This is a genomic window from Streptomyces sp. NPDC007971 (assembly GCF_042958635.1).
Taxonomy (GTDB): Bacteria; Actinomycetota; Actinomycetes; order Streptomycetales; family Streptomycetaceae; genus Streptomyces.
In genome coordinates, this window is record NZ_JBIBJK010000003.1 from 78,116 (window position 1) to 100,720 (window position 22,605).

The 22,605-nt window shown below is 70.9% G+C and carries 20 protein-coding genes and 1 pseudogene; 6 read left to right on the forward strand and 15 right to left on the reverse strand.

Annotated features, from left to right (window positions below; genetic code table 11):
* Positions 1–10: 10 nt before the first annotated feature.
* Positions 11–1,048 carry an NlpC/P60 family protein gene (locus ACFZCP_RS07140; RefSeq protein WP_391424848.1) on the reverse strand — a complete coding sequence of 346 codons (1,038 nt, stop codon included), beginning with the start codon at positions 1,046–1,048 and terminating at the stop codon, positions 11–13.
* A 370-nt stretch (positions 1,049–1,418) separates the two neighbouring features.
* Positions 1,419–2,420, reverse strand: a complete 1,002-nt coding sequence (locus tag ACFZCP_RS07145; protein ID WP_391424850.1) for a hypothetical protein — start codon at positions 2,418–2,420, stop codon at positions 1,419–1,421.
* 174 nt (positions 2,421–2,594) lie between these two features.
* Between ACFZCP_RS07145 and ACFZCP_RS07150 the strand changes: the two genes are divergently transcribed.
* From ACFZCP_RS07150 to ACFZCP_RS07160, 3 genes are all read left to right on the forward strand, one after another.
* Entirely contained in the window at positions 2,595–2,966 is a 372-nt protein-coding gene (locus ACFZCP_RS07150; protein ID WP_391424852.1) for a nuclear transport factor 2 family protein, read from the forward strand.
* Positions 2,967–3,281: 315 nt separating this feature from the next.
* Positions 3,282–4,262 carry a LysR substrate-binding domain-containing protein gene (locus tag ACFZCP_RS07155; protein ID WP_391424854.1) on the forward strand — a complete coding sequence of 327 codons (981 nt, stop codon included), beginning with the start codon at positions 3,282–3,284 and terminating at the stop codon, positions 4,260–4,262.
* A gap of 148 nt (positions 4,263–4,410) precedes the next feature.
* On the forward strand, positions 4,411–6,012 hold the full coding sequence (locus ACFZCP_RS07160) for a M4 family metallopeptidase (RefSeq protein ID WP_391424856.1): 1,602 nt from the start codon (positions 4,411–4,413) through the stop codon (positions 6,010–6,012).
* A gap of 124 nt (positions 6,013–6,136) precedes the next feature.
* Here the strand turns inward: ACFZCP_RS07160 and ACFZCP_RS07165 are convergent, their stop codons facing one another.
* From ACFZCP_RS07165 to ACFZCP_RS07175, 3 genes and pseudogenes are all read right to left on the reverse strand, one after another.
* Positions 6,137–7,315 (reverse strand): CapA family protein, encoded by a 1,179-nt coding sequence (locus ACFZCP_RS07165; protein ID WP_391424858.1) that lies wholly within the window; start codon positions 7,313–7,315, stop codon positions 6,137–6,139.
* A 177-nt stretch (positions 7,316–7,492) separates the two neighbouring features.
* The gene (locus ACFZCP_RS07170) at positions 7,493–7,672 is read right to left on the reverse strand and encodes a hypothetical protein (RefSeq protein WP_391424860.1); all 180 of its coding nucleotides are present in this window, start codon (positions 7,670–7,672) and stop codon (positions 7,493–7,495) included.
* Positions 7,673–8,254: 582 nt separating this feature from the next.
* Positions 8,255–8,734 (reverse strand): annotated as a pseudogene (locus ACFZCP_RS07175) (ABC transporter ATP-binding protein); the annotation flags it as partial.
* Between ACFZCP_RS07175 and ACFZCP_RS07180 the strand changes: the two are divergent.
* Complete coding sequence (locus tag ACFZCP_RS07180; RefSeq protein ID WP_391424862.1) at positions 8,702–8,869, forward strand: LuxR C-terminal-related transcriptional regulator; 168 nt, start codon at positions 8,702–8,704, stop codon at positions 8,867–8,869. The pseudogene ACFZCP_RS07175 and the gene ACFZCP_RS07180 overlap by 33 nt on opposite strands.
* An 81-nt stretch (positions 8,870–8,950) precedes the next feature.
* Here the strand turns inward: ACFZCP_RS07180 and ACFZCP_RS07185 are convergent, their stop codons facing one another.
* Genes ACFZCP_RS07185 through ACFZCP_RS07200 form a run of 4 tightly spaced genes read right to left on the reverse strand, consistent with a single transcriptional unit; the run spans position 8,951 to position 13,512 of the window.
* The gene (locus ACFZCP_RS07185; RefSeq protein WP_391424864.1) at positions 8,951–9,970 is read right to left on the reverse strand and encodes a 3-oxoacyl-[acyl-carrier-protein] synthase III C-terminal domain-containing protein; all 1,020 of its coding nucleotides are present in this window, start codon (positions 9,968–9,970) and stop codon (positions 8,951–8,953) included.
* Positions 9,967–10,620: an SRPBCC family protein gene (locus ACFZCP_RS07190; protein WP_391424865.1), complete on the reverse strand. Its 654-nt coding sequence runs from the start codon at positions 10,618–10,620 to the stop codon at positions 9,967–9,969. The genes ACFZCP_RS07185 and ACFZCP_RS07190 overlap by 4 nt, the downstream gene beginning before the upstream one ends.
* The gene (locus ACFZCP_RS07195) at positions 10,592–12,499 is read right to left on the reverse strand and encodes a thiamine pyrophosphate-binding protein (protein ID WP_391424867.1); all 1,908 of its coding nucleotides are present in this window, start codon (positions 12,497–12,499) and stop codon (positions 10,592–10,594) included. The genes ACFZCP_RS07190 and ACFZCP_RS07195 overlap by 29 nt, the downstream gene beginning before the upstream one ends.
* Positions 12,496–13,512, reverse strand: a complete 1,017-nt coding sequence (locus ACFZCP_RS07200) for a DJ-1/PfpI family protein (RefSeq protein ID WP_391424869.1) — start codon at positions 13,510–13,512, stop codon at positions 12,496–12,498. The genes ACFZCP_RS07195 and ACFZCP_RS07200 overlap by 4 nt, the downstream gene beginning before the upstream one ends.
* 252 nt (positions 13,513–13,764) lie before the next feature.
* On the opposite strand from ACFZCP_RS07200, the gene ACFZCP_RS07205 reads away from it, so the two are divergent.
* Complete coding sequence (locus tag ACFZCP_RS07205) at positions 13,765–14,634, forward strand: helix-turn-helix domain-containing protein (RefSeq protein WP_391424872.1); 870 nt, start codon at positions 13,765–13,767, stop codon at positions 14,632–14,634.
* Positions 14,635–14,642: 8 nt separating this feature from the next.
* A complete protein-coding gene (locus ACFZCP_RS07210) occupies positions 14,643–14,801 on the forward strand; it encodes a hypothetical protein (RefSeq protein ID WP_391424874.1) in 159 nt (52 codons plus the stop codon).
* 87 nt (positions 14,802–14,888) lie between these two features.
* Here ACFZCP_RS07210 and ACFZCP_RS07215 read toward each other — a convergent pair whose 3' ends face one another.
* From ACFZCP_RS07215 to ACFZCP_RS07240, 6 genes are all read right to left on the reverse strand, one after another.
* On the reverse strand, positions 14,889–16,061 hold the full coding sequence (locus ACFZCP_RS07215; protein WP_391424876.1) for a serine hydrolase: 1,173 nt from the start codon (positions 16,059–16,061) through the stop codon (positions 14,889–14,891).
* Positions 16,062–16,224: 163 nt separating this feature from the next.
* A complete protein-coding gene (locus ACFZCP_RS07220) occupies positions 16,225–17,415 on the reverse strand; it encodes an acetyl-CoA C-acyltransferase (RefSeq protein WP_391424878.1) in 1,191 nt (396 codons plus the stop codon).
* Complete coding sequence (locus ACFZCP_RS07225) at positions 17,412–18,065, reverse strand: 3-oxoacid CoA-transferase subunit B (protein ID WP_391424880.1); 654 nt, start codon at positions 18,063–18,065, stop codon at positions 17,412–17,414. The genes ACFZCP_RS07220 and ACFZCP_RS07225 overlap by 4 nt, the downstream gene beginning before the upstream one ends.
* Positions 18,062–18,847, reverse strand: a complete 786-nt coding sequence (locus tag ACFZCP_RS07230; protein ID WP_391424882.1) for a CoA-transferase — start codon at positions 18,845–18,847, stop codon at positions 18,062–18,064. The genes ACFZCP_RS07225 and ACFZCP_RS07230 overlap by 4 nt, the downstream gene beginning before the upstream one ends.
* A gap of 11 nt (positions 18,848–18,858) precedes the next feature.
* Positions 18,859–20,634, reverse strand: coding sequence for an FAD-dependent monooxygenase (locus tag ACFZCP_RS07235; RefSeq protein ID WP_391424885.1), 1,776 nt, complete (start codon positions 20,632–20,634; stop codon positions 18,859–18,861).
* A gap of 17 nt (positions 20,635–20,651) precedes the next feature.
* Positions 20,652–22,580 carry an iron-containing alcohol dehydrogenase gene (locus ACFZCP_RS07240; protein ID WP_391424887.1) on the reverse strand — a complete coding sequence of 643 codons (1,929 nt, stop codon included), beginning with the start codon at positions 22,578–22,580 and terminating at the stop codon, positions 20,652–20,654.
* Positions 22,581–22,605: the final 25 nt, after the last annotated feature.

Genomic DNA, 22,605 nt, shown 5'->3' on the forward strand with positions numbered 1-22,605 from the left:
AGGGTGCGGGTCAGACCCGGACGCCGAACATGAACGGTCCGCCGATGGTGTCCATCGACTCGTACCGCACGACCGTGCCGGTGCGAGGGGCATGGAGGATCTGGCCGTTGCCCGCGTACAGCCCGACGTGGTGCAGGTCGTTGAAGAAGAAGACCAGATCGCCGACTTGGAGCTGGCTCCGGGTGAGGCGGGTGCCGATGCCCGTCTGGGCCTCGGAGGTGCGCGGTATGGAGACGCCGGCCTGGGCGTAGGCCCAGGAGGTCAGGCCCGAGCAGTCGAAGGAGGACGGCCCGGTGGCGCCGTAGACGTAGGGCTTGCCGATCTGGCTCTGGGCGGCGGAGAAGGCCGCCCCGGCCCGGCCCGAGGCGGAGGTGTCGTTGCCGAGGTCCACCCGGCGGCTGGAAGAACGGTCGGCACGCTGCTGCTCGGCGGCGAGCGCGGCCTTCTCCTTGGCGGTCAGGGAGTTGAGCAGCTTCTGTGCCTCGGCGAGCTTGCCCTGGACTTCTTTCTTCTTGTTGCCCAGCTCCGTGCGGGTGGAGGCGAGGTCCTTGAGCTTCTCCGTGGCCTCGGAGCGCTCCTGGGCGAGTTCGCGCTGTTTGTCCTGGATCTTCTTCAGGGCCTCGACCTGCTGGCCGCTCAACTGGTCGAGCGTGGAGGCCTTGTCGAGGAAGTCGTCCGGGTCGGAGGAGAGGAAGAGCTGAACAGAGGAATCGATGCCGCCCGAGCGGTACTGGGCGGTGGCCAGCGAACCGAGGCCGTCGCGCAACTTGTTCAGCTCCTGCTGACCACGGGCGACGCTGTCCTGGATCGCGGAGATCTCCTTCTGGAGCTTCTGCTGCTTCTCCTTGGCCCCGTTGTACTTCTCGGTGGCCTGCTCCGCCTGCTCGTAGAGCTTGTCGACCTTCGCCTTGACCTCGTCCTTGCCGAGCTTCTGGCTCGGCGCGGCATCGGCGGCGTTCGCGCTCAGCGCGACGGCAGCTGCGGCTGCGGTGGTCAGCACGGTGACACGCGTGCGGCTTGGCTGCTTGGGCCGACGATGGGACGCCACAGGGGCCAGCTCCTTGCTCCTCCAGCCGCCTGCCAACACGTCGGTGGGCGGTGCCCCTCCACCGTCACTCCTTCTGAGCGATCACCTCAGTGAGGGTTGGATCAAGACCTTAATGACTGTCCCATGCTCAGATCAAATGTTTGCATGGAGAATCCCGCTCGCTGTGCGCCGCCATGCCCGTCCTCCGGGTGCCGTGGCCCGGTGTGGCAGAGCTTCGGACGCCGGTCCGTGTACCGGCTTGCGGCTGAAGGCCGCTCGCGCAGGGCCCGACCCGGCGTGTGTGTGTCGGAAGGTGTGCCGGCCGGCAGACGCCATGCATGAGGCCGAGGCCGCGGAGGGCCTGGGCGTGGAGCCTGCGTCCGGGTCGGAATCAGGACTCCGGCGGTGCCTTGTAGAGCCTTACGGTGGCGGCGATTTTGCGTACGGTCTCGTCCGGCACCTCGTCGGACACGTCCTTGGCTCCGAAGAACGACCAGGAGACCAGCTTCCCTGCGGTGTTCTTGAAGCCGAAGGTCCATGCCTTGCCGTCGCCGGCGCACTTCTTCGACTTCTTCACGCCCACGGACCAGGCGGTGCCCAGAGTGCCCTTGAGGCCGGAGTTCGTGGTGAACGCCTCGGCGGTGCCGGTCTTCACCTTCGTCCTGTCCGGCTGCGTGTACCCCCCGTACACCCAGGTCTTCGGGTCCGAACCGGCGATGTCCTGAGTGCTTCGGTAGCCGTTGCTGCCCCTCGTGCCCACCTGCGCCAGAGGCGTGTTCTCCGGTGTGCCGTCCCGGTTCTCGTCCGAGGAGCACCAGTTCTTCTGCAGCATCGCGACATTGCGTATGGCGATGAGCGGATTGTCGTCCGGGTCCCCGTTCCTGGAGACGTAGGAGACCCAGCCGGCCGACTGGATCTCCCACTGGGGCGGGACGTCGAACGCGATCCCCTGGGTCGGATTCGTCACGACCTTCCAGCCCTTGATCGTGGCGGTCCGGGTGTCGGGTCCTCGCGGGTTGGCGGAACTCTGCGCAGGAGACGCGGTGGTGGTCGGCTTCGGATCGGGCTCGCCCTGCTTGTGGCCGCCGAGCACGAGGAATCCCGTGACGCCCGCAGCGAGTACGACGGCCGCCGCAGTGATGACCGCGATGAGACCGGTCCGGTTCCGGCCACCACCCGTCGGCGGGGGCACGGGCGCGCCGCCGACCGGCTGTGTGGGCGTCTGCCAGTGCTCGGACTGCTGGTAGGGGTTCGGCTGGAACGGGCCGGGACCGGGCTGCGAGTACGGGTTCGGCTGGCCAGGGCCGGGCTGTTGGTATCCGTTCGGCTGGTGTCCTACCGGGGGCTGCTGCGGATTCTGTCCGCCCCTCGAAGACTGCTCTCCTGGCCACATGGGCGGCAACGATACGGCAGCCGCTTCCAGGCCTCATTACCTGGGCGGTAATCGCGCGGGCGGGCGGGGCGCGGCAAGGTGAAGCCATCGGGTTCCGGGCCGGCGCACTCCGGCCCGGAGTCCGGACCAACTGACGTGAGAACCAGACCACTTCACCTGATGGGGAGTCCCGCCATGTCGATCTACACCACTGCCGTCGTCCGCTACTTCGAGGCCTGGAACGCCACCACCGACGCCGACGCGCTCGCCAAGGCGGTCGCCGCGGCCTGGTCCGAGGACGGCACCTACACCGACCCGCTGGCCGACGTGCGCGGCCACGAGCAGATCGCCGCGGTCATCGGGGCCGCGCACGAGCAGTTCCCCGGCTTCGAGTTCAGGCTGGCCGGTGACGTGGACGGCAACCATCACATCGCCCGCTTCAGCTGGGAGCTCGTGTCCACCACGGACGGCTCGGCGCCGGTCGCGGGCTCGGACGTGGTCACCCTGGCCGAGGACGGCCGGATCACCTCCGTCCTCGGCTTCCTCGACCGGCTCCCGGGGGCATAGATCCCCGGGGACCGGCTCGATCCCCCGGCGAGGCGTCGCCTTGCCGTACCGCGGCAGGAGGCCGCCGCCCGAACGCCCGCGGCGGCTGCCTCGGCCGTCTCGCTGCCGGTCGTCAAGGCGCCGACGCCGAGGGCGCCGGTGCAGACGCGGTGTCGGCGAGTCGGCCGTCACGTTCGTGCGCAGGCACAGGTTTTACCGTCCCGTGCTTGCGGCCCCCACGGGTACGTCGGATTCTTGGTCACCATGCCGTCCGGCAGCCGGTTCTGCTGGTCACGGGGGGTGCCTGGGCCCCTCCGCGCTGAGCGGGGAATGTTCATGCACCTGGAGTTCCGGCACCTCCGTGTCCTGCTCACCGTCGCCGAGGCCGGCAGCATCCGCAAGGCCGCCGCACGGCTCCAGCTCTCCCAGCCGGCCATGAGCGCCCAGCTGAAGCGGATCGAACACGAGCTGGGCGGCTCGCTCTTCATCCGCAGCGCCGACGGGGTGAAGCCGAACGAGAACGGACAGTACGTCCTGCGCTGCGCCCGTGATCTGGTCGTCGGCTTCGACCGGCTGCGCGAGCACGCGCGGTCGGCGGCCGAGGCGGACCGGCAGGCCACCGTCCCGCTGAGGGCGGGCGGAACCGCCGGCCCCCTGGTGTCCCTGCTGGTCTCCGCCCTCTTCGAACTCGTGCCGGAACGACGGCTCACCATAGATGCCCGCCGCTCCGTGGACACCCTGGTGAAATCGCTGAGCCAGTCGAAATGCGACATCGCGGTGTTCGGTGAGTTCCCGGGCTTCCCGCTTCCGTTCGGCGAGTCGGTGGCGACGCGCACACTGCTCCGCGAGCCGGTCTTCGTCCTGCTGGCCGAGGACCACCCGCTGGCGTGCCGGGAGACGGTCGCTCTCCACGAGCTGGCGGGCGAGGACTGGGTCATGCCGGAGGCCGACGAGAGCGGTGTGCACGCGTACCTTCATCTCACGTGCCAGGCGGCGGGTTTCACTCCGCGCATCGCCCATGTCACGCCGGACCTGTCCCTGGCACAGATCCTGGTCGCAGGCCGGCGTGCCGTCTGCGGCATATGGCCGACCGCCGACGTCACCGCCCAGGGCACCGTGCAACGGCCCCTCGTGGACGTCCCGTTCCACCGGCGGGTGCTGCTGGCCTGGAACACGGAATCGGTCCCGCCCGAGCTCGCCGACGCGGCGTGCGAGCGTGTGCTGGCCGCCTATCTGTCGCTGGTGCGGCAGCGGCCGCGGTATCTGGCCTGGTGGGAGGAGGGGGGCGAGGAGTTCGCTCGCGGCGACGGCATGTGACCGGCCGGGCCACGGGTTCTCCCGCGCCCTATAGCTCCGCGGTTATATCCCAGATGGGATCAGGTCAGGGACATGTCACTTATTGGACACTTCGCGTCAACGTCCCAGGACGTCGTCACCCCACGACGAGCGAAGGATTCCCCACCTCATGTCCCGTCCTCTTCTTGCCCTTTCCGCGATGGTCGCCGCCGGCGTCATCACCACAGGTGCGATGGCCGTACCCGCGCACTCGCAGACCAGTGCAGTCCAGCGCGGAACCTCCGTCCGCGACACGGCGATAGCCCGGGCCAAGGCGAACGTGACCCGGCACGCCGACACCTTCGGGTTCGGCGCGGGCCAAAGACTCGATGTCAAGGACGTCGTGATCGACGCCGACGGCACGCAGCACGTCCGCTTCGAACGGACCTACCACGGCCTCCCCGTCGTCGGCGGCGACTTCGTCGTCCACCAGAAGGCCGACGGATCGCTCAAGGGATCCACCCGCGCCAAGGCCCACAAGGTGGCGCTCAGGTCCGTCACTCCCGCCGTCGACGCCAGGGGCACCGCGGCCGGCGCCCTGAAGCGCTCGCACGGGCTGGTGCGCAACGCCAGGACCACCCCCGAGCTGATCGTGTGGGCCGCCGACGGCACCCCGCGCCTGGCCTGGCGCACCACCGTGCAGGGCCTGGGCGACAAGGGCCAGCCGCACGGCGAGGTCTTCGTCACCGACGCCACCACCGGCGCGGCGATCGAGAACTACGACGTGGAGCACGAGGCGACCGGCACCGGCCACTCCGAGTACACCGGTGACGTCGGCCTCGACACCACCCAGCAGGCCGACGGCACCTTCGCCCTGATCGACCCGGTGCGCGGCCACATCACCAAGGACGCGCACAACATCTCGTCCTCGTCCCTGAAGAGCTCCTCCGGCACCCTGTTCACCGACGCCGACAACATCTGGGGCGACGGCAAGAAGTTCTCCACCGACCGCGCCACCGCCGCCGTCGACGCGCACGCCAACACCGCGGAGACGTTCGACTACTACAAGGCGACCTTCGGCCGCAACGGCATCAAGAACGACGGCCGCGGCGCCACCGTCTTCGTCCACGTCGGCACCAACTGGGACAACGCCCAGTGGTCGGACGCCTGCTTCTGCATGATGACCGGCGACGGCAACGGCACCACCGACCCCGAGCAGGTCGACCTCGACACCATGGGCCACGAGATGACGCACGGCGTCACCTCGGCCACCGCCAACCTGCGCTACAGCGGTGAGTCCGGCGGCCTGAACGAGGCCACCAGCGACATCCTCGGCACCATGGTCGAGTGGTACGCCAACAACCCGGTCGACACCCCCGACTACCTCTTCAGCGACCAGTCCACCCCGCCGTGGCTGCGCCGCTTCGACAAGCCGTCCTTGGACGGCAACTCCGCCGACTGCTGGTCGAAGTCGGTGGGCCGCCTCGACGTGCACTACTCCTCGGGCGTCGGCAACCACTGGTTCTACCTCGCGAGCGAGGGAAGCGGCGCCAAGACCATCAACGGCGTCTCCTACAACAGCCCCACCTGCAACGGCTCCACCGTCACCGGTATCGGCAACAAGAAGGCCTCCGCCATCTGGTACAGGGCGCTGACCGTCTACATGACCTCCACCACGGACTACAAGGGCGCTCGCACCGCGACTCTGAACGCGGCGAAGGACCTCTACGGCGCCAGTAGCCCCGAGTACGCCACCGTGGCCGCGGCCTGGAGCGCGGTCAAGGTCTCCTGACGCACCGGCACACCGTCTGATCCGCAGGAACGGGCCCGGGCGACGACGACTGCCCCACAGCCGTCGCCCGGGCACCGGCCCGCGGCAACGCCCGCAGGGCGACGCCACAGCGCCGGCGTTCCGCCTACGGCCGCTGGATCGTCCCGTCCGCGGAGATGCGCGCGGCGTGCGAGCCGAAGTCCTCCTCCGAGACGCCGGAGACGAGGTCGATCGCCTCGCCGCCCGGTTCCGGTGTGCCTGGCGGCACGATCCGGGTCGGGTACAGGTGTCCGGACGCGTAGGTGCCGTCGGCGCGGAGACTGACGTGGAGCACGCCGCTGGTGGAGAGCATGCCGCCGATGCCGAGTACCTTGTAGCCGGAGAAGTTGCCCAGGCTGTAGGCGATCAGTCGGCCCTTGTAGAACTCCATTCCCCGCATCACGTGGGGGCCGCTGCCTACGACGAGGTCGGCGCCGGCGTCGATCACCGCCCGGCTGAAGCGGTAGCTGTCGCCGCGGTTCTCGCCCAGGAAGTACTCGGTGCCAGGCTCTACGTGGGTGCGGTCCGAGCCCTCCGCACCGGCGTGCATCGTGACGATCACGAGGTCCGCCATCGATGCGGCGCGGGCGGTGAGTCGCCTGGCGGCGGGGATGTCGGTGAGGTCGTTGGCCCCTCGGTCGGGAGCGAACCCGATCAGCGCGACCCGGATGCCGTTGACCCGCTGGATGACGATCTGTCCCAGGCGGCCGGTGAACGGCAGGTTCGCCGACCTCAGGGCGGCGAACGTCTGGCGCCGCCCCTCCGCCCCGAAGTCGTCGATGTGGTTGTTCGCCACGTTCATGACCGTGAATCCGGCCCTTTTGATCAAGCGGCCGTAGGACGGCGGGGTGTGGAAGGCGAAGCAGTTCGGGCTGTCGTTGTCGTCGCACTTGCTGGAGCCGCCGGTGGTGAGTGTGCCCTCCAGGTTCCCGAGCACCACATCGCCGGCGAGCAGGTCGTCGACCGGGTCGAAGAACGACGCGCCGTCGTCCGGCGGCAGGGCGTCCGGGAGCGAGCCCATCACGATGTCGCCCACGGCGGCGATCCGCACGATGCCGGCAGGGTGCGGCGGTGCCGGCGCACCGGACATCGTGGTCCCGGTCGGCCGCAGGGGGGCCTGGGCGGGGCCGATGGAGGCGGTGTCCTCGGACCCGGCCCGGAACACGAACGCCGCGACGACCGCCACGCCGGTCCCGACCAGGCCGAGGGCGAACAGACGGTGACGGTGCACCGCCTGCTGCCGCTCGCGCCGCTGCTCGGGGCGCCGTTCCTCGGACGTGATCATCGGCTCATGCTACGAAGCCCGCATCCATCCTCCGTGGAGGATCATCCGCTGGCGTGTTCCCGACGCCGTTCGCGCTCCCACGCGTGACGAAGGCCCCGGCTGTTCTGGAGCGAAGCCGGCCGAGGACGCCACGGTCGACCGGCTGGGTGTGCGGTAGGCGGCGGCAATGAGCGCGGTCTACAAACCACCGGGGCCGTTCATGGGCATCTGCGGTGCCGGGATGTGGTGGTTGGCGAGGTTGGCGTCGCGGTTGTGGCGGTGACGGTGGGCCTCCGGGTCGCCGTACGTCTTCAGACGCTGACGGCCCGAAACGATGTCCCGCATGAGAGTCACGGCTCGGTTGAACAGGGCCTTCATAGGTGTTCCCCCCTTGTGTACGTGGTCCTGCCAGGCAGGGTGCACCATCCGGCAGGTGGGGTTCCGCAGCTTTGAGGAGATCTTGAGCATCACCTCTGCGGTGGTCGGCGGACGGGGAGCCCTCCGCCCGCATGCGGTACAGGGCGGCAGGGGGCGGCTGCCGGGTGACTTCAAGGAGGAGGAGCCGTCACGGAGTACGGACGGCCCCTGCGCACCAAGGGCTGTGCAGCCCATCGGATCGGTATCCGGCTACGGCCTGTCGAAGGTCAGGCAGTTCAGGTGGTTGCGTGTGTCGTCCAGGCAGATGTACACGTAGTCCGCTCCGCCGACGACGTCTGCGGGGACGGCCACGGAGATGCCGATCGACTTGCCGCAGACCGGCTTCGTGGTGCGTTCGCTCAGCCGTGTGTAGTGGGGGCCGCCGTCGGACCGGTAGGCCGCGATGTAGGTCAGGCGGCAGCTCGACGTGCTGACCGACTTCTGCTCCCCGGTGAGCTGGACCGACCTGTTGTACCAGGTCAGGGTTCCCTTGGTGTAGGTCTGGCCGTACGGGACCGCGTACGAGCTCGTCGGATGGACGGCGGCGTCCAGGTTGCCCGTGGGCTCGTCGGCGAAGACGACGGCGGGCCGGCCCGCCAGCGCGCGGGCGATCCCGACGCGCTGCTGCCGGCCGCCGGACAACTCCGGGGGACGCCGTCACAGTTGGTCGCCGATGCGCAGTGCGTCCACGGCCGCCTCCAGCCAGGCCGGGTCGGGCCGGCGGCCCGCCATCCGCAGCGGCAGCAGGATGTTCTCGGAGCCGTTCAGCTCGGACAGCAGGTGGTGCTGCTGGAACACGAAGCCGATGCGGTCGCGCCGCAGGTCCGTGAGCCGCCGCTCGGACAGCGTGGTGATGTCGGTGTCCTCGATGGTGATCGTGCCGGACGTCGGCCGGTCCAGCCCGGCCAGGCAGTGCATCAGCGCCGACTTCCCCGACCCCGACGGCCCCATGACGGCGAGGAAGGACGGCTCACCCCGCAGGAGCTCAAAGTGGTGACACTGGTCGCCCGCGGCCGCACCCACCACGAGGTCGCCGAAGAGCTGACGCTGTCCCTCAGCACGATCAAGAGCCACCTCAGCCGCATCCAGGACAAACTCCCGGCCCGCAACCGGGTGGAGATCGCGGCGTGGGCCTGGGAGAACGGCATCGTGGGCTGAGCGGAGCCCCGCGTGCAGACCGCCGACGGGCAGGCTACGGTCCCCACCGCTCGCAGCTGCCGAGGGCCGCGGGGGACCCGGTCATCCCCGGCTGCCGCGCCAGCGGACGGCGGCGGCGCCGGCGAAGTCGCCCGCGTGGGCGAATCCCGCCAGCACCACCAGGTCACCGTCTTTCACCCGACCCGAGCGGATCGCGTGGTCCAGGGTGATCGGGATGGCCGCTCCGAAGAGGTTCCCGTACTGGTCGAAGGTGTTCAGGTGCCGCTCGGCAGGCAGTTGCAGCGCCTCCTGCCAGTTCCGCAGGAAGGTGCGGTTCGGCTGGTTGGTGATGAGGACGTCGATGTCGCCGGTCGCCACGCCGAGCCGTCGGCACAGGTCCGTGACGGCCTCCGGCACGAGGCGGTTGCCGCGTGCCAGGACCTTGGCCACGCTGGAGTCGGTGAACCCGATCCGCAACTGGGACTCTCCCGGCTCCCAGTACTTGCGGCCGTCGTCGACCGCCACGGTCATCTCCCCGGCGTACTCGCCGATGTGCCGGGTCTCCACGTCGAGGACCGGGGTGTCGGCCGATCTCGTCACATACCCGACGCCGCAGCCGTCGCCCGGAATGGCCGCCTGGGCGAGTCTGCGCACCTCGGACTGCGTGAACCACTGGCCCGCGGCGCTCTGCGCGTTGCAGATCAGCGCGGTCTTCGCATCGGTGGTGGTGAGGATCTGCCGGGCCAGCTTCAGCATGTGGACGAACGAGGCGCAGCCCGCGTTGGCGATGTCGACGAGCCACTCCGGTTTCAGCCCCAGCCGGCGCGCCACCTCGGTGCCGGCGCCCACGAAGGGCAGGTCGGGCAGCTGGCTGTGCACCAACAGCACGTCGACGCCCCGGATCGCGGCTCTGCCGTGCCGTTCGATCAGGGGCTGTACGGCCCGCTCGACCATGTCCGCGTTGGTCTCCTGCGCAGTCACGTGATGCCGCAGCGGCGGGACCTTGAACATGGGATGGTTGCGGAGCTTGTCCTCGGCTCCGGGGTAGTCGGTGTAGAACTCGGCGGGAACCGGCTCGCCGGGGAGATAGCCTGCGACGTCGGTGAGACTGACCGTGGTCACCGCGGGACCGCCGTCGCCGGAGCCACGCTGACGGGCAGGCCGTTGCGGTGGCGGTGTTCCAGGATGGCCTTGAGGTTGTTCATCTCCAGCGTGTGGCCCGCGTAGAACAGGTCCCAGTAGTCGCCCACCCAGGGCCGGTCCGGGCGGGGTGCCATGCCGGGGTGCGGGTTGGCGTCGTAGTAGGGGTGCCGGCAGTTGGTCCATGTGATCACCGATCCCGGCTTGTCGAGCACCAGGCGGGCCGGAACCACACGCATCAGGTAGATCATCCACAGCTTGTCGCCCTGGTCCCAGGAGCAGTGGTAGTCCACGGTCATGGCCTCGGGGTGGGCGGTCACCCTGCAGTAGATCCTGGTGTCGTCCTCGAGCCGGTCGTGGCCGACCCACAGCCCCGGTGTGCCGGTGGGTGCGAAGTCCCGCAGGCTGCAGGTCCACTCCTCCAGGTGGTGGCCCTGGCGGAGGTAGTCGTAGGCCGACTCAGGGGGGCAGTCGACGTACTCGTGGATGGTGCAGTACTGCCCGTAGACCTGATGGTGGGGGTAGACGGCGTGGGTGAGCTCCATGCAGTGGGCGGTCAGCTCCTCCTTGCCGGGGTTCTCGATCCGCATCAGGCCGGGGATGTCAGCCAACGTGGACGATTCCTCGCTCATCCGAATTCTCCTTGCTGCCGGGGTGGTCGGTGCGGTCGGTGTCTGTGGCGAAGGACTGGAAGGGAAGAAACGGAGGGATCTCCTTCGGGTCGCAGTCCAGCGCGACGAACGCGGGGCCGCCGCTCGCGTTGGCGCGCAGCAGTGCCGTGCGCAACTGCGCCGCGTCGTCGGCTCCGGTGACGTCGAGACGGGGGAAGGCGGCGGCCACCGCGGCGGCGATGTCGGTCCGGCCGAACAGGTCGTCGCTGCGGTTGCCCTGCTGGAGGAACTCCTCGCGCAGCGCGCACATGGCGTGGGCGTTGTTGTTGAAGACGACGAAGGTCACGGGGGCCGCGTACTCCACGGCGGTGTGCACCTCCGTCCCGTGCATGAAGAAGGCCCCGTCGCCGGCGAGTACGTAGGTGCGTTGCCCGGTGGCGAGCGCGGCGCCGATGCCCGCGCCGAAGGTGTAGCCCATGCCGCCCATGCCGACCGCCACCACGAAGCGGCCGTGGCGGGGTGCGGGGAGGAGATGGACCGCGCTGGCCCCTGCGTTGCCGGCATCCACGAACACGTGCGCACGCTGGGGAAGTGCGGCCTCCACCGCGGCGATCGCCTGGGCGTAGGGGACGGTTCGTCCCGGTCCCCGGGAAGCCCTGTCCGGCATGGGGGTGGGGACGGGACCGGCGTGCTGCGGGCAGGCACGTGCGCGTGGCGGGAGCCGGCCGGTCACCGCGCGCAGCACGTCCCGCAGGCTCCCGCCCAGCGCGGTGCCCGGCACGAACGGCGGTTCGGGACCGAGACACACGACGTCGGTGGCGGCCAGCGCCCGGTCGAGGCCGGCGCGTGCCAGGAGCGGCAGCCGGGTACCGACCAGCAGGCAGACCTCGGCCCGCCACAGGCACTCCTCGACGTTGGCGTGGCCCATCACTCCGGCCACGCCGGCGAACCGGGGATCACGGTTGTCGAAGACATCCTTGGCGTCGGGGGTGACCGCCACCCACGCTCCGAGGTTGCCGGCCAGTTCGGCCAGCTCCGCACGTGCGTCCGCGGCGGCGACGCCTTCACCGGCGACGACGAGGACGCGGTCGGCCCCGCGGAGGATGTCCGACACGGCGGTGAGGGCCGAGCTGTCGAGCCGCGGAGCCGATGGCGCCGGCATCGGCGTCGGCGGCACGTCCGCCATCGGCGTCGTCGTCGGCCGGTTCGGGGTCGGCGTCGTCGTCGCCACGTCCGGTGTCGTCGTCGGGACGTCCGGTGTCGGTATCGGCGTCGTCGCCGCCCCGTCCGGTGACCGTGTCGGTGTCGGTGTCGGCGTCCGGTCGTGGCCAGGCAGCCGGATCTGTGCCTGCTGCACGTCCTTGGGCAGCAGCAGGACCGCCGGCCCTCGCGGATCGGCCTGTGCCGCCGCCATCGCCCGGGGGAGCAACTCCATGAGCGCGTCCGCGTCCTCGACCCAGGCGCAGAACCGGGAGACCGGTGCGAAGACCTCCGCGATGTCGAAGGAACCCCCCTTGCCACTGGAGTCCTGGAACGCCCCGTGACCCGTCTGGCCGGTCGGCGGCTGGCCCACCAGGGCCAGCACGGGGACCCGGGACGCCGACGCTTCTGCCAGGCCCGGCACCAGATTCATCGCACCGCCGCCCGAGGTGGCCGCAACCACGCCCAGGCGATTGGTGGTTCGGGCGTACCCGTCGGCCATCGTGACGGCGGAGAACTCGTGCTTGGCGACGACGCAGCGGACGGTGCCGCCACGGTGCACGGCGTCGTACAGGTCCTCGATGTTCGCGCCGCCGACGCCGAACATGTGGGTGACGCCGGCCCTGGCGAGTTCCCCGGCCAGGTGGTCGACCAGACGTACCGTTCCTGCCCCGGGTGACTCCGAGGTCGGGGTGATCATACGGGGCTCCTGTCCGTCTCATGGTGCCGGTCGATGAGGCCGGATGGCGAGATGACCTGAAAGCGGTGCCGGTACTCCTTCGGGGTGAGCCCCAGGGTTCGTCCGAAGGAACGGAAGAACGTCTCGGGGGCGCCGAACCCGCACCGGGCGGCAACCTGATTGATCGTCAGGTCGGTGGTTTCCAGCAGGTCGCGCGCGCGGGCGATGCGCGTCCGCTCGATGTACTGGCCGGGCGTCGCGCCCACTTCGCGCCTGAAGACCCGGGCGAAGTTGCGCAGGCTCATGTTGGCCCGCCGGGCGATCTCGGCCACGGGCAACGGGTTGTGCAGGTTGTCCAGGATCCATTCCTGTGCGGTCCGGATCGGCGGATGGTCGGCCAGCTGGGCCTCAAGGACGGCGCTGAACTGGGACTGCCCTCCGTGCCGTTTCAGGAAGAGCACCAGGAACCGGGCCGTCTCCAGCGCGAGCGCCGCACCGTGATCGGCCTCCACCAGGGCCAGCGCCATGTCGATCCCGGTCGACACCCCTGCCGAGGTCACGTAGGGGCCGTCCCAGACGAAGATCGGCTCGGCGTCCACCGTCACGTCCGGATAGCGGCAGGCCATCGCTTCGCTGTACGCCCAGTGCGTGGTGGCGCGCCTGCCGTCCAGGAGGCCCGCCTCGGCCAGCAGAAAGGATCCGCCGCATACGGAGGCCACTCTGCGCGACCGGGCTGCTGCCCCACTGATCCAGGAGACCAGCGCCCGGTCCCGGAGTGCTTCGCCCAGGCTCCAGCCACCCGGCACGAGAAGCGTGTCGATGGGGCCCTGCCCCGCCTCCAGTGGTGAGGCTTCTACGGCCAACCCGGAACTCATGCGAACCAGCGGTGCGTCGGCGGACACCAGGTCGATCCGGTAGGGGGCGCCCGACGGGGTGAGAAGCCGGTTGGCCGTGTCGAACACTTCGATCGGTCCGGTGATGTCCAGGGCCATGGCGCCCGCGTACACCACCACAACAACACGTCGCTCTAACACGGTCACAGCCTGTATCGATCACCACACTGGCTGCAATGACAGATTACTGACGTATCCGGCCAATGGTCGCTCGCCGGATGCGCGAGCGGGCTGCTGGCCAGCGAGTTTGTGCGCAGGAGCCGACCGTGGTGGGTGAGGCAACTCACAGGGGGGGCCGCCCCGGCACCGGCGCAGCCGAGTCCGGTTCCTTCTCGCCGGCCCCGCATTTGATTTACTATTCAATCATGTGGGGTGCCGAGAGGAGGTCGCACCATGACGGAACTGGGGCTGGCGGACACGGTCGGCATGCTGCGACAGCCCGGCGTGCGCACACGACACACCAGCACAGGGCTCGGATGGGACCGGCTGTATCTCTCCGCGCAGCAGGAGCAGCCCTACCGCGCCGCGTTCGATCCGGCCCCCACCCATCTGCTGATCCTGCACCTCAGCGGACCCGTCACCGTACGGCGCGGGCAGGGCGCGGACGGGCGGTCACGGACGGTCCCGGCCGGTGGGCTCTTCCTGCAGCCGGCCGGCCGGGCCCTCGCCGTCGAGCTCGGCGGGCGGCTGGAGACGATCCACACCTACCTCACGGACGACGCCCTGCGGGACGCGAACGCCGGGCAGCCCGTGGAGCTGTCCGAGGAACTCGGGGCCAGTGATCCACTCGCCGAACAGCTGATGCTGGCGATGGAGGGTGCGGTCCGCTCCTGGGAGCCGTCGGCCCGCACGTACATCGACCACCTCACCGGCATGCTCGCCGCCCAGCTCGCACGCCGCCACGGCACCCGCGCGACCGCGCCCCCGCCCGACCGGTCCGGGCTGTCCGGCCGGCAGCTCGCCGCCGTCCGCGAGCTGATGCAGCAGCGCCTGGCCGAACCTCTGCCGATCGCGGACCTCGCCGCCGAGGCTGCGCTGAGCCCGAGCCAGTTCACGCGGAGATTCCGGGCGAGCACAGGCCACTCACCTCACCAGTTCCTGCTCGGGCTTCGCCTGGAGGCCGCCTGCCGGATGCTGCGCACCGGCTCCGCCCCGATCGCGGAGGTGGCCCCCGCCTGCGGCTTCTCCCACCAGGAGCATCTCACCCGGGTGATGCGTGCCCGGCTGGGCACCACCCCGGCGGCCCTGCGGCGGTCCGGCTGAGGAGGCGCGTGCCCGGCTGGGTGGCTCCCCGGCCGCTGCGCCGGTCCGGCTGCGGCGGCGTCCTGGGCACCGCCTTCAAGCGATCTCGGCCGATGGATCACGGTGGGGTGTCACGTCGCCGTGAACTGCCGGACGCGCGGTTCGACGACAAGGCCCAGCTGTACTGACCCGCAGGGTTGTTCACGCGGGTGATGGGTGGCCGGCCGCCGGGTGCGGTGTGGCAGCGGTGGTGGTAGGTGTGCAGGCGCTCGTGATCAATACACCTGGCGCGCGCCGGCCGCCCGTACCGCAGCCTCGATCAGCCGATAGTTCTCCGGGCCCGCGCCGAACCCTGACGGCATGCCGAAGCGGCGGCGCGTGTACGCGTAGGCGACGCCGCTGTCCGGGTCGGCGAGGGCGAGTGAGCCGGTCGCCCCGCTGTGGCCGAACGCGTCCGGGCCCAGGACGCGATAGCGGCCACTGAGTTCCTCGAAGCCCAGGCCGAAGACGTCCTCGTTCCCGGTGACCAGATCGGTACCGCGATAGTGGACCCGGGCGAACTCGGTGATGGTCTCCGGCTTCAGGAGCGGCACCCGGCCGTCCACCCCGGAGATGGCCGCGGCGTACATCCCCGCCACACCCCGCGCGGTGCCGACGCCGCCGGACGAGGCGGGCCCGAGCGCGCGCACGGCCCGGGTGTTCGCGAAGGCCACCAGATCGGTCGGCGGGACCGCGTTCTGGTTGAACGCGATGCCCCTGATGCTGTCCGGGGCCGCGGCGCCGGCCGCGAGCCGTTCGGCCTCCTCCGGGGTCGGCAGCAGCGGCAGCACCTCGGCGCAGCGCGATTCGAGCGCCTCCGGCAGGCCCAGGTGGAAGTCGAGTCCGTACGGCGCCCGGACGCGCGCCTCGTAGATCTCCTGGATCGAGCGGCCGGTCACCCGCCGCACGACCTCGCCGGTCAGGGCGCCGATCACGAAACCGTGGTACCCGTACGCCGTTCCCGGCTCCCAGAACGGCCGTTGGCCCGCGAGCCGCGCGGCCATCAGCCGGTCGTCGGCCAACTCACCGACGGTGAAACCGCCGTCGACGCCAACGACGCCGGATCGGTGTGCGAGCAGCTCGCGCAGGGTGAGCCGATCCTTGCCCTCCGCCCCGAACTCCGGCCAGTACGCGGCCACTTCGCGGTCCAGGTCGAGCACGCCATCCTGGACCAGGAGCGCGACCACGAGGTGCGCGGCACCCTTGGTGATGGAGAAGAGGCCGGTCAGCGTGTCCGCCGTCGTACCGGGACCGGCCCACAGGTCGGCCACCCGGCGGCCGTCGACGTGCACCACGAGCTGTGCCTCGGGCGCGTCGCGCATCTCCCCGAGCACCGCGGCGAACTCCTCCCGTACGCCCTCGAAGCCCGCCTCCACGGTCCCGTACACCCTGCCGTCGTCGTGCGTCATGGCCCGCCCCCGTCGTTGATCGTCTGTCGGTCGGGAGATCACAACAGCCGTACCCGGGCGGTCATTCCCGCGGCGGCAGGAGGTCGACCACAGGACCCAGGTGTGCTGTCCCGCAACGTCGCCGACTCACCTCCGGGGTGCTTGAGGAGGCGGGGGCCTTTCCTCAGCGCTCCAGCACCAGCGCCAGAGCCTGGCCCACCCCGATGCACAGCGCCGCCAGGCCCGTGCCGGTGCCCGCGGCGGCCAGCTGGTGGGCGACCGCTCCGGTGATGCGCGCGCCCGACGCGCCCAGCGGGTGGCCGATGGCGATGGCGCCGCCACGCGGGTTGACCACCTCGGGGTCCAGTTCCGGCAGCCCGGCCAAGCAGGCCAGCGCCTGTGCCGCGTAAGCCTCGTTCAGCTCGATCGTGTGCAGATCGCCGGGAGCGACCGCCGCCTTGGCGAGCACCTTGCGGATGGCGTCGACCGGGCCGAGTCCGAAGTACTGCGGCTCGATGCCCGTCACCGCAGCCGCCCGCACGCGGGCCAGGGGCTCACGTCCGATCGCGGCCAGCCCTTCCTCGTCGGCGAGCAGCAGGGCGGCCGCCCCGTCGTTGAGCGGTGAGGCGTTGCCGGCGGTGATGGTGCCGTCCGCGGTGAAGGCGGGCCTGAGCCGGGCGAGGGCCTCCAGGGAGGTGTCGTCCCGGATGCCCTCGTCACGGGTCAGATCCACGCCCTCGACGGGCACGACCTCTCCCGCGTAGCGGCCCTCGCGCCAGGCGCGGGCGGCGTTGCGGTGGCTGGCCAGGGCGAACGCGTCCTGCGCCGCACGGGTGACCGCGTACTTGGCGCCCACGAGTTCCGCGCTCTCGCCGAGCGGGATGGTCCACTGAGCGGGCATCCGCGGGTTCACCATCCGCCAGCCCAGTGTCGTCGAGTACAGCTGCTGGTCCTTCGCCGGGAAGGCGCGCTCCGGCTTCGGCAGCACCCAGGGTGCGCGGCTCATCGACTCGACGCCGCCCGCCACCGCGATGGAGGCGTCACCGAGCGCGATGGCGCGGGCCGCCTGGACGACGGCCTCCATACCGGAGCCGCACAGCCGGTTGACCGTGGCGCCGGGCACGGTGACCGGGAGCCCGGCGAGCAGGGCGGCCATGCGGGCCACGTCGCGGTTCTCCTCGCCCGCGCCGTTGGCGTTGCCGAGCAGCACATCGTCGATGCGCGCGGGGTCCAGGCCGGGGCTGCGGTCGACCAGGGCGCGCAGCACTCCGGCGGCCAGGTCGTCCGGGCGTACGTCCGCCAGGGCGCCGCCGTAGCGGCCGAAGGGGGTACGGACGGCATCGACGACGTACACGTCACGCGGTCGCTCGATCATCGATTGCTCCCAGCGGGCTTCTCGCGACGGAGGGTCAGGGGTGTCCGGGCGGCGATCTGTTCGGCCGTCACACCCGGTGCGGTCTCGACGAGTTCGAGACCCTGCGGCGTGACGTCGAGGACGCACAGGTCGGTGATGATCCGGTCCACGCAGCCGCGGCCCGTCAGCGGCAGCGTGCACTCCTGCACGATCTTCGAGTCGCCGGCCTTCGTCAGGTGTTCCATCAGCACGACGACCCGGCCGGCGCCGTGGACGAGGTCCATCGCACCGCCCATCCCCTTGATCATCTTTCCGGGGACCGCCCAGTTGGCGAGGTCACCGCGGACCGAGACCTGGAGCGCGCCCAGAATGGCGGTGTCGATGTGGCCGCCGCGGATCATGGCGAAGGACAGCGAGGAGTCGAAGAAGGACGCCCCCGGCCGTACGGTCACGGTTTCCTTGCCCGCGTTGATGAGGTCCGGGTCGACCTCGTCGGGCGAGGGGTACGGTCCCACACCGAGCAGCCCGTTCTCCGAGTGCAGGACGACATCGACGCCCGGCGGCAGGAAGTCGGCCACGCGGGTGGGCAGTCCGATGCCCAGGTTGACGTAGTCGCCGTCCCGCAGTTCGCCCGCGGCGCGCGCCGCCATCTCGTCCCTGCTCCAGCTCATCGCCCGCGCACCGTCCTCTTCTCGATTCCCTTGTCCGCCGCCTGCTCGGGGGTCAGCGCCACGACGCGCTGCACGAACACGCCCGGCAGATGGATCTCGTCGGGGCCGAGGACGCCCGGCTCGACCAGCTCCTCCACCTCGGCGACCGTGATGCGCCCGGCCATGGCGGCCAGCGGATTGAAGTTGCGCGCCGCGCGGCGGAAGACGAGATTGCCGTGGCGGTCCCCGCGCGCCGCCCTGACCAGCGCGTAGTCCGTGGTGATGGCGTGTTCCAGGATGTGGTCCACGCCGTCGAAGGCCCGCACCTCCTTGGGCGGCGAGGCCACGGCGACCGTACTTCCCCCGGACTCCGTCCGGGGGGTGCCCCCAGCGGCGTAGCGCCACGGCAGTCCGCCGTCGGCGACCTGTGTGCCGACGCCGGCCGTGGTGTAGAAGGCCGGGATACCGGCGCCGCCCGCCCGCAGCCGCTCGGCGAGCGTGCCCTGCGGCGTCAGTTCGACTTCCAGCTCGCCCGCGAGGTACTGGCGGGCGAACTCCTTGTTCTCGCCGATGTACGAGCCCGTCACCCGGGCGATGCGGCCCGCGGCCAGCAGGATGCCGAGGCCGCGGCCGTCGACGCCGCAGTTGTTCGACACCACCGTCAGACCGCTCGCCCCGCTGTCGTACAGGGCGCCGATGAGGACCTCGGGGACGCCGCTCAGCCCGAAGCCGCCGACGGCGAACGACCGTCCGTCCGTGACGTCCGCCAGGGCCTCCTCGGCCGTGGCCATCACCTTGTCCATCGCGTTCTCTCCTACCGGGCCAGGACCCGGCGCAGTGCGCCGAGCAGCTCGTCGTGGGCCGACCGCGGGCTTGCGGGGCCGGTGGCGCGCCGCCAGGCGACATGGCCGTCCGGGCGCACCAGCAGCACGCCGTCCTCGGCGATCTCGCCGACCCGGCTCCATTCGCCGTACGCGTCACGGGAGTTGTCGTCCCCGATGCGCACCACGCGCAGCGGGACGCCGAGGTCCGCCCGGCAGGCGGCCGCGGCCGTGTCCCAGACGTCGCCCGACAGGCCGGTCAGCACGGTGAAGGCGCCGTCACCGACGACGTCCAGCGTGGACAGCCGCTCGCCCCGGGAGTCGACGAGCCAGGCGTGCGGCAGTTTCGCGCCGGGCCGCGTGGTCGGCTGGGCCACCAACTCACGGTCCTGCAACCACACTTCGCCGGGGAGGCCATCGTCCGCGAGCACCGCGGAGGAGACGTAACGCTGGTTCATCTCGACGCCGTGCGCGTTGAACTCGTAGTTCTTGAGCCGGATGGCCTCTTCGAGCAGACGGCGCTTCTCGGCGCCCTCGGACGTCGGCGCGCCGATCGCCGCGAGGCCGTCGGCTATCGTCGCGTGGTCGCTGCCCGCGCCGATGCCGAGCACCTCGAAGATCGGGCCGAACTGGTCGCGGCTGAGGTTGGCCCGTTCGACGATCTGCCGCCCGACGGGGGCCCGCTCGGCGGAGTAGCTGTCGAGCAGCGCGGGGCCGGCCTCGCCACGGATCACCATGGCGAGCTTCCAGGCGAGGTTGTAGGAGTCCTGGATCGAGGTGTTGGACCCGAGCCCGTTGGACGGCGGATGACGGTGCACCGCGTCGCCCGCACAGAAGACCCGCCCGGACGAATACGCCGAGGCATGGCTGTGGTTGACCGTCCACAGCGAGGTGGACGTGATCTCCACCGGCAGGTCCGGGTCACCGACCAGGTCACGCACGATCTGCCGCGCCGACTCCTCGTCCACCTCCGGCGGCGGCTGCTCGATGTCGTACCCCCACACCAGCAGCCACTCGTTCCACGGACGCACCATGCGGACCAGGCCCATGCCGATGCCACCGGTCTCCGCCCCGGGCTGCAGTACCCAGTACAGGACGCTCGGCCGGTGGGCGCAGTACCGGGCGAGGTCGGCCTTGAAGACGATGTTCATGCTGCCGGCCTTGGCCATACGGCCGTCGAAGGGGAGGCCGAGCTGTTCGGCGACCGCGCTGCGCCCGCCGTCCGCGCCGATCAGGTAGCGGGCCCGTACGGTGAACTCGTCGCCGCGGACCCGGTCGCGCAGCAGCGCGGTGACGCCGTTCTCGTCCTGGGTGAAGCTGAGGAACTCGGTGTCGAAGCGCACCTTGGCACCGCGGGCCGCCGCGTTGTTCACCAGGATCGGCTCCAGGTAGGTCTGCGGCAGGTCGATCATCTCGCAGGGGCTCTTCGCCGCGTACTCGCCGGCCGTCGCGGGCCCCGTGCCCCAGCTGCGGATTCGGCCGATCTCCTGCCCGGTCAGCGCGGTGCACAGCACCGTGTCGCCCATCAGGTGGGACGGGCTGCCGACGGCCAGCGCCTCGGTTTCCACTCCGAGGTCGCGCAGGACCTCCATGGTGCGCTGGTTGGTGATGTGCGCCCGCGGCGTGTTCGCCAGCCAGCCGTACTTCGTGACCAGCAGGGTCCGGATGCCGTAGGTGGCCAGCAGCAGCGCGGCAGAACCCCCGGCGGGACCGCTGCCGACGACGAGGACGTCGGTGTCGTACGTGCGTGGTGTGTCGGTGGTGGTCATGGGCGGGCGCTCCTCGGTCATCCGGCCAGGGGGGCGAGGCGGAAGGTGTATTCGAGCCGGCGCCACTCGCCGTCGACCGGGCGGCCGTCGGGGGTGGGGCCGGTCTGCGGCGCGAAGTCGACGACGAGCTCGTCCTTGACGCCGAAGACGGTGTCGCTGTCCAGGTAGGGGCCGCCCGACACGAACAACTGCGTGACGAGCCGGCGGTGACCGGGCGCATCGATCATGAAGTGCAGGTGCGGCGCCCGGAAGGGATGGCGCCCGACCGCGTCGAGCATCTGCCCGACCGGCCCGTCCCCGGGGATCGGGTACTCCGACGGCAGGATGGACCAGAACGTGATCCGCCCCTCGGCGTCGGTGCGCAGCCGGCCACGCAGGACCGGCCCGTCCAGATCCGGGAGCTGGACGTCGTAGAAACCGTCCTTGTTGGACTGCCACACGTCCACGACCGCGTTCCTGAGCGGCGCGTCCTCGGTGTCCGTGATCCGCACGTCCACCCAGAGCGGGGTACCGGGCAGTCCCTTGGAGATGTCGCCGCCGTGCGGGGTGTCGGGCGGGCCCTCCACATAGAACGGGCCGAGCACCGCGGACGGAGTGGTGTGGGGCGTACGGGAGTTGGTGAGCAGATCCACGGTGCTGGAGACACCGAGGGTGTCCGACAGCAGCACGAACTCCTGGCGGGTCGGGCTGCAGCTCTCGCCGGTACGGGTGAGGAAGTCGACGGCGTACTGCCATTCGGCATCGGTGACGTCGTTGGCCGCCACGAAGGTGTGCAGGTGCCGGACCAGGTCGCTCAGCAGGGTCCGGACGCGCGGGTCCGGAGCCTGCGCGAAGCTGGCCACGACCTGCTCGGTCAGACGCGCGAGCTTGGCCTCCGTGGAGGGGGCGCCCTCGGGGCGGCGGCCGTGCCAGGCGCCGGTCAGCAGCTCCGTGATGCCCTCGGTGGTCAGCTCACGCGGGTTCGGGTACGGCGTCGAGGTGGCCAGCTCGGCCGCGCGGGCCAGACCGGACTCCGGCATGCCGAGGTCGCGCAGCGATGTGGGGCCGCCCAGGGAGGCGACCAGGTCGTACACGCCGCTGGGAGCGTCGGGCACGCCCAGGGCATCGGCGATGCGACGCATCACGCCGGGCACCGCGGGTGCGTTGTGGGCCATGGCGTGCGGCAGTACGACGGTGTGCGTCTCGGCGTGCGGCAGATCGAAGCTCCCGCCGAGCGTGTGACACAGCTTGTGGTGCAGGCCCATGCCCACGGTGGCGAGACAGGTCCCGGCGAGCCAGGCCGCGTGCAGCAGGTCGGCGCGCGCCTCCGGGGCGGCCGGGTCGGCCGCGAGGCGGGGCAGGGACCGGGCGATGCGGGAGATCGCGTCGAGGGCCTGCTGGTCGGTGACCGGGTTCGCCTCATCCGAGTACAGGGCCTCGACGGCGTGGGCGAGCGCGTTGATGCCGCTGGTGACCGACAGCGACAGGGGCAGGGTGAGGGTGAAGTCGACGTCGTAGACGACGGTCTCGGGCAGGATCTCCGGCGACGACCGGGTGACCTTGCGGCCGTCCCGGGTCTCACCGAGGACGGGGGTCACCTCCGAGCCGGCGTACGTGGTCGGCAGGATCACCTGCGGCAGTCCCGTGCGCAGCGCCAGCGCCTTCGACAGGCCCGTCGTCGAACCGCCGCCCACGGCGACGATGCCGTCCACGGACGAGTCCCTGAGCAGGTCGAGTGCCTGTTCGGTCACCTCGACCGGCGTGTGCATCGCGGCGCCGCCGAACTCCGCGGCCAGGAGGCCGCCGAGCGCCTGGCGAACCCGTGCCGAGGCTGCCGCGAGGGGCCCGCTGGACAGCAGCAGCACCCGCGAGCAGCCGAGCCGCTCGACCTCCTCGGCCAGGCGGTCGACCGTGCCGGCACCGAAGACCACCCGCGAGGGGCGGGATGTGTAGACGAACGTCCGCATTGAACTCTGCCTCCGCGTGTCAGCC